Source organism: Microcystis sp. M109S1, assembly GCF_020247025.1.
Classification (GTDB): Bacteria; Cyanobacteriota; Cyanobacteriia; order Cyanobacteriales; family Microcystaceae; genus Microcystis.
The window spans coordinates 1-6,220 of the sequence record NZ_JADBRW010000332.1 but is presented as its reverse complement, the minus strand read 5'-3'; the positions used below and the strand labels follow the sequence as shown (position 1 = coordinate 6,220).

General features: G+C 43.2%; 5 protein-coding genes and 2 pseudogenes. 3 read left to right on the top strand and 4 right to left on the bottom strand.

Annotation, left to right across the window (positions count from 1 at the left end; genetic code table 11):
• Positions 1–217: 217 nt before the first annotated feature.
• Positions 218–1,596: pseudogene (locus tag IM322_RS16815) on the bottom strand (IS701 family transposase).
• Positions 1,597–2,017: 421 nt separating this feature from the next.
• On the opposite strand from IM322_RS16815, the gene IM322_RS16810 reads away from it, so the two are divergent.
• The gene (locus tag IM322_RS16810) at positions 2,018–2,335 is read left to right on the top strand and encodes a KGG domain-containing protein (protein WP_286827003.1); all 318 of its coding nucleotides are present in this window, start codon (positions 2,018–2,020) and stop codon (positions 2,333–2,335) included.
• A 165-nt stretch (positions 2,336–2,500) separates the two neighbouring features.
• Here the strand turns inward: IM322_RS16810 and IM322_RS16805 are convergent, their stop codons facing one another.
• On the bottom strand, positions 2,501–3,049 hold the full coding sequence (locus IM322_RS16805; protein WP_286827002.1) for a DUF2808 domain-containing protein: 549 nt from the start codon (positions 3,047–3,049) through the stop codon (positions 2,501–2,503).
• A gap of 118 nt (positions 3,050–3,167) precedes the next feature.
• A complete protein-coding gene (gene smpB, locus IM322_RS16800; protein WP_004162719.1) occupies positions 3,168–3,632 on the bottom strand; it encodes an SsrA-binding protein SmpB in 465 nt (154 codons plus the stop codon).
• Positions 3,633–3,848: 216 nt separating this feature from the next.
• Between smpB and psb29 the strand changes: the two genes are divergently transcribed.
• Together psb29 and cofH are read left to right on the top strand one after the other, a co-directional pair.
• On the top strand, positions 3,849–4,535 hold the full coding sequence (psb29, locus tag IM322_RS16795) for a photosystem II biogenesis protein Psp29 (RefSeq protein WP_287076623.1): 687 nt from the start codon (positions 3,849–3,851) through the stop codon (positions 4,533–4,535).
• Positions 4,536–4,672: 137 nt separating this feature from the next.
• Entirely contained in the window at positions 4,673–5,809 is a 1,137-nt protein-coding gene (cofH, locus tag IM322_RS16790; protein ID WP_287672017.1) for a 7,8-didemethyl-8-hydroxy-5-deazariboflavin synthase subunit CofH, read from the top strand.
• 94 nt (positions 5,810–5,903) lie between these two features.
• Here cofH and IM322_RS23775 read toward each other — a convergent pair.
• A pseudogene (locus IM322_RS23775) lies at positions 5,904–6,083 on the bottom strand (hypothetical protein); the annotation flags it as partial.
• Positions 6,084–6,220 lie beyond the last annotated feature (137 nt).

Here is a 6,220-nt window from a genome sequence, read left to right as displayed (position 1 = left end):
TTAAAGCAGCTCTAAAGAGTTTTGAGTTAAAAGTTAAACTTCAAGTTTTCATTCAGGACGAATGTACTGATTAACTAATTTTTTGGGGAAAATTAGTTAACCCATCATTATAACATATAATTAATTTGCAAGAGTTCTATTGTTACTCCGGTTTGAGTTCAGGATACTTCCAGATTTAGAATATCAGGGCTTGTCCCTAGTGGGACTTAAACAAATTTCAAGCCCAAATGTAGCCCAAAGCCGCTTTGTGAGCGGAAAAGACATCAATATTCTGCGTTAGCCAAGTGAAAAAACGAAAAGACATCGCTGTACGAAAAGCCTCCAAAGCATCGGTAAACGTCTCCAAAGGTTTATTCGCCCATCGCCTTTGTAGTCCCCCGGTTAAGTGATGCCAGAGAATAAAAGTGTAGGCACAAAACACCAGGATAAAATGGCGAAGAAGGCTTTCTTTCCCGCGAACCTGATATTCTCTTAGCCCTAACCATCCTTTCGCCTCTCGATAGAAAACTTCTACCCAATTTCTTTGCGAGTAAGTTTCTACTACCCACTGCGGGGTTACTTTTTCCGCCTGGACATTCGTGACAAAATAATCGATGTCCGTCGCTTCTTCCCAAGAACTCGCGTTCATGACGATGGCAAAAGTTCTTTCTCCTTCTAAAGACGCAATACGAGCGGAAACAATAAACACGTATAGGGTTTTCGTTTTTTTAACCGAGAGGATTACTGGGGTAAAACTCTCTGGCTTCAAGCTTTTTGCTAATTTCTCCAGACTGATTTCTTCCTCGATTCCTGATTCCGTTTTTCGGATAATTTTTCGATTTTTAGCCACTCCTCCTAAATACTTTAGGTTTCTCTTTTCTAACTCTTTCAGAAACTGCGTGTTGTTTCCATACCCCGCATCTATCAAGACAATTTTCGGTCGGTATTTTCGCTTTAAACTTCGGTCGATTAATTCGAGTCCGAGTTCGGGTTTCTTTTTAAAATCTTCGTCTTCTTTTCCCGATAGTAGAGAAGATGCCGGTTGATAGATCTCGATGTCTAAGGGTAAGCTTTTTTTCCCGTCGTAGAGATGGGTGGTTACTAAGCTAAACGGCTTTTACTTCGGATCACCGATATAGACTCCAAAAGGGTTATAGCTATTGGATCATGCAGGTTAAGCGCCGTTTAGCTTACCACTACTCCGTTATCTGTCTTGCCGATCTCACCGAGGTATTGTCTTCCGACTCCCTCGGTAAAATTGCCACTTTTTCGATGTCCCGAATCATCCAGAATCATCGTGAAGCCCACGCCGATCCTAGTCTGCGAGCATTTGTTCATCACTTCCAGACGACGTTGGTTAATTTGCGTCGCCGACCAAGGAGCCTCGGTTAAAAAGTGATGTAATCGGTGATAAACCACCCCCACCGAGTTATCCGCCATCTGGGTTAGGTTTTTTCGCTCGCTTTCTCCTAATAAGCCGCCTAAATAGTGTCGGAAGCCATCTTTTTGCGACTGGTTTTTGAAACAGTCATCGAATCTAGCGCACCATCTCTCGAAGCAGGGCGGCATAGCGGATGGGGTCGTTTCTCGCCTGGGCGTATTTTGACGTGAAAGCATACTATGACTTGATTATAGCTAAAAAAATTTGGTTCTGTGTTTAAGTCCCACTAGTTTCTCTTTTTCTTTTTAGGGCGCTTTGCGTCCTTCAGGAGCTGATAACTGATAACTGAAGACCGACTCCTCCAAAGGCAAACTTTGTACCTCACCATTAAGATAACTTCTATATCTTTAGACTGATAAATGCTCGATTCGCTTAATATTTTTTAACATAAAATATGCTCTTTGATTGCTGTAATTAGTTCCCTAGAAGTCAAGCTAATGAGTTATGATCCTAGGTAGGAATCCATAGTTCTTAGAGGAGGAAAGCGGTGCAATCTCAATGTTTTGCCCACCGACAAGACCATGATTTTGATGTTTTAAAAATCTCGCATAAGTCTTTAAGAACGTTTAAAATCAGCATTCACACAGGAGGGATATTATGACAGGTAAGAGTAAACGCGGTTTTGCCTCTATGGATCAAGCTAAACAACGGGAAATCGCTAGTAAAGGTGGTAAAGCTGCTCATCAAAAAGGTACAGCCCACGAATTTACCTCCGAAGAAGCTCGCGAAGCGGGACGAAAAGGTGGTGAAGCGGTTAGCCGAGATCGCGCCCATATGGCAGCTATCGGACGGGAAGGGGGCAAAAATTCTCACAAAGGCAGTCGCAAAAACTCAAACTCCGAAGAAAATTCCCCAGCCAACGAGTCTATAGGTGAAAACTCCTCAGATTTTAGCAACTCGGAAGCAAATAGTTGACTTTGGTTGACTTTTTCTCGGGCTGAGAGGGTGTTAGGTGTTAGGTGTTAGGTGTTAGGTGTTGGGGTTTTAGGGTTTTAGGGTTTTAGGGTTTTAGTTGAATTCTCCCATTTCCCCATTTCCCCATTTCCCCATCCCCCCATTTCCCCATCCCCCAATAAATACTTAAGGTTCGATACTGACAATCCAAGTGCCAACGTAGAGACGGACGGGAATATTGCCAGAGGCAATCACATCACAGGTAAAGTAATAAGTGCCTAATTCAGGATTTCTGACATTAGACATGACGATTTCAACTTTGCTGGTCGGATCGATCGGTTGTTCGGGGACAATTTGAATAATGCGACTATCCTTATCCCAAACCACTTCCTTTAAAGGTAAAGATTTGTTGTTGATGCGTACCTCGATTTTATTGGTGTCAAACTGGCCGTTAAAATAATCGGGATAGGAAATAAAAAAAGCCGCGGCCCCTTGGGAGAGTTTTTTCGGGGGAATATAGAGTTTATAACGATCCATTTGCTTGGGACGACCACCGAATTGCAAGAAATAATCTAAGATATCCTTGCGATCGACTCCGCTAAAAATGGTTAGGCCGGGGTTGCCATTGGCTAAAGTTATTTTTGGTAAAATAATCCCCGCACCCACAGCTAAAGATAGAGCAATTAAAGCGGGTGCTTTAGCATATTTAATTACTTTTGTCAAGACTTTTAACATAAATTTTAACCCAAAGTGAGGGGGATGGTGACAGCCACAAGGAGCCTAATACAGTTCAACTGTAACAAAACCCGCTCGTTTCTTACCTAGACCTTTGCCAGTCCGATAAGTGTCTTGATTAACGCTTCATCGCTCGCGCCATATCCCGTTGATCTTGACGACGTTTCAAATCTTCGCGTTTATCGTGTAATTTCTTGCCTCTACCGAGGCCAATGCTGATTTTTACCCAACTACCTTTAAAATACATCTTCAAAGGCACAAGAGTTAAGCCTTTCTGTTCCACTTGACCGATGAGTTTGCTGATTTCCTTTTTGTGCATCAACAATTTTCTCGTCCGGCGCGGATCGTGATTAAAATATTCGCTACTCTGTTCGTAGGGGGAAATATGAACATTAATTAACACCGCTTCACCATTGCGGACTAAAACGTAACCATCCCGCAGGTTTACCTTACCAGCACGCACAGATTTAACCTCAGTCCCCAGCAACTGCACCCCCGCTTCAAAAGTCTCTAAAATCTCGTAGAGATGGCGCGCTTGCCGGTTATCACTGATAATTTTGATTTTGTCGTCTTGATTAGCCATATAGTCAAGTGAAAAGTGAAAAGTAAAAAAGCGATTGGTAGAGGCGGTATCGGCTAATTATCTCGATTTTTCCATGTCCTTATCTTTATATCTTACTCGCTCTTTTGCTCTCTCTGGACTGACTGCTTGCCGCTCTTTGGTGATCACTGGCCTTGTCAGGGGGAACGAGAAGGGAGAAAATGAGAGCAGTGTTAAATTTTTATGAAGTTTGGTTCTGTGGACAAAATTCGTACTGTTTCCGATAGTAAGCGTGATTTTTATACTCGCCACACCCGCCCCATCAATTCGGTGTATCGGCGCGTGGTTGAGGAATTATTAGTCGAGATGCACCTGCTCTCCGTTAATGTAGATTTCCATTATGATCCAATTTATGCCCTTGGTGTGGTTACTTCTTTCGAGAAGTTCATGGAAGGCTATCGTCCGGGGGAGGATAAACCGAATATTTTTAATGCTTTGTGCCAAGCGGTTAACGGTAATCCCGAAGTCTATCGTCGTGATGCCGAAAATATGATCGCTATTGCCAAAGAAACTAATATTGATTCCTTGCTTTCCCAACTGCAAAACCCTGCTATGGGTGGTAACAATCAGTTGTCTGATAGTTTAGTTTCGGTTATCAACGCGCCTAAGTTTAAGTATAGTCGCCTGTTTGCCATCGGTCTCTATACAATTTTGGCGGAAGCACAACCAGAGATGATCAAGGAAAAAGAAAAACGCGAACAAATTTTGCAAAAGTTCTCAGAAATTCTCCATCTCTCCAGCGAGAAACTGCAAAAAGACCTCGATGTTTATCGCGGTAATCTTGATAAAATGGATCAGCTGCTCAAGGTTATCGAAGATGCCCTAGAAGCAGAAAAGAAAAAACGTCAACAAAAAGAACAGGAAAAACAAACCACCCCGCAATAAAGGCTCTCAACCGGAAATTACCGCGTGCAGACAAGGGAATAGGGAACAGAAAAAGGATTAAATCGGCTCTCTTTCTTTACTGTTCCTTCTGACCTCGTTCTACAATTAGGATCGGCAACCCTTAATATTTATCTCCCGTGACTAACTCCTCCATCACCGCACCCGTAACCGATATTTTGGCCAAAGCGCGGTCAGGGGCGAATTTATCGGCGAAAGAAGCGATTATCTTGCTAGAAACTACCGATAACCGTTTAATTGCCCAGATTCGGGAAACTGCCGACTTTTTGCGTCGTCAACAGGCAGGAGATACCGTCACCTACGTGATCAATCGCAACATTAATTTTAGTAACATTTGTGAGCAGCATTGCAGTTTTTGTGCATTCAGACGCGATGAAAATGAAGAGGGAGCATTCTGGCTTAATTTAGAGGAAATTATCGCTAAAGCGGCGGATGCTGTCCGTCGTGGGGCCACAGAAATTTGTATGCAGGGAGGATTAAACCCAAAAGCCAAGATTAAGGGCAATTCCTTAGACTATTACCTCGAAATTGTTAAAAACCTGAAACAAGCCTTTCCTGACCTGCATTTACACGCTTTTTCACCCCAAGAAGTCCAATTTATAGCTAGGGAAGACGGTTTAAGTTACGAAAAAGTTATCGCTTCCCTGCAAGAAGCAGGAGTCAATTCTCTCCCGGGGACGGCCGCCGAGGTGTTAGTCGATGAGGTAAGACGGGTAATTTGTCCAGAAAAAATCGATGCCGCCACTTGGTTAGAAATAGTCGGTATTGCTCATCGCTTGGGGTTACATACCACCAGTACCATGCTCTGCGGTCATATTGAAACCCCTAGCCAACAGGTGCAGCACCTTGAAAAAATTAGAAAACAGCAAGAAATCGCCCTAGAAAATAATTATCGGGCTAAAATCACCGAATTTATTTTATTGCCTTTTGTGGGACAATCAGCCCCCAAACCCCTGAGAAATCGAGTCGGACGAGATCAACCAATCTTAGCCGATACATTAAAATTAACGGCAGTGGCGCGGATTTATTTGGGCAATAGCATTAAAAATCATCAACCCAGTTGGGTAAAATTGGGCTTACAGGGGGCGACAGAAGCTTTAGACTGGGGTTGCAACGATCTCGGTGGCACTCTCATGGAAGAACATATTACCACTATGGCCGGGGCCCTGGGCGGTACTTGTTTGACCGTCGAGGAATTAGAAACGGCGATTAAATCCCTCGATCGCCCCGCCCGTCAACGGGGTACAATCTATTAGAGTCTATTTAACCCGAATCCTGGATTAGCTGAAAGCTTGATCCTGTCCCGGGTTAAAACTTTCCTTCTCTCGTCCGACTAACGTTAATTGAGTATTAAGAAGGTGCGCTATTGAGATAGTTATATTCTCCGACCTGATAGATCAAATTAGCTACGAGTCCTGTCCAACCTGTTTGATGGCTTGCTCCCAGTCCTTGACCTGTATCTCCGTGAAAATATTCGTAGAACAGTATTAAATCCTGGCCATCACGGGTTTTGAAAAGCTCACGAAGTTGGCTCTTCGGTTTGTGTTATGCAATGGACGGGGGTTATAAGGGATGGAACCCCTATATAGAAAGGCATTTAGCGATTTTTGTCAATTATTTTCGATCTAGAGCGAACTAATCAATTAAATCCCTTGCCAGATAAGGAT

Coding starts and splice junctions, on each gene's coding strand:
- smpB (WP_004162719.1), bottom strand. CDS start 3,632: ATGGCTAATCAAGACGACAAAATCAAAATTATCAGTGATAACCGGCAA.
- IM322_RS16810 (WP_286827003.1), top strand. CDS start 2,018: ATGACAGGTAAGAGTAAACGCGGTTTTGCCTCTATGGATCAAGCTAAA.
- IM322_RS16805 (WP_286827002.1), bottom strand. CDS start 3,049: ATGTTAAAAGTCTTGACAAAAGTAATTAAATATGCTAAAGCACCCGCT.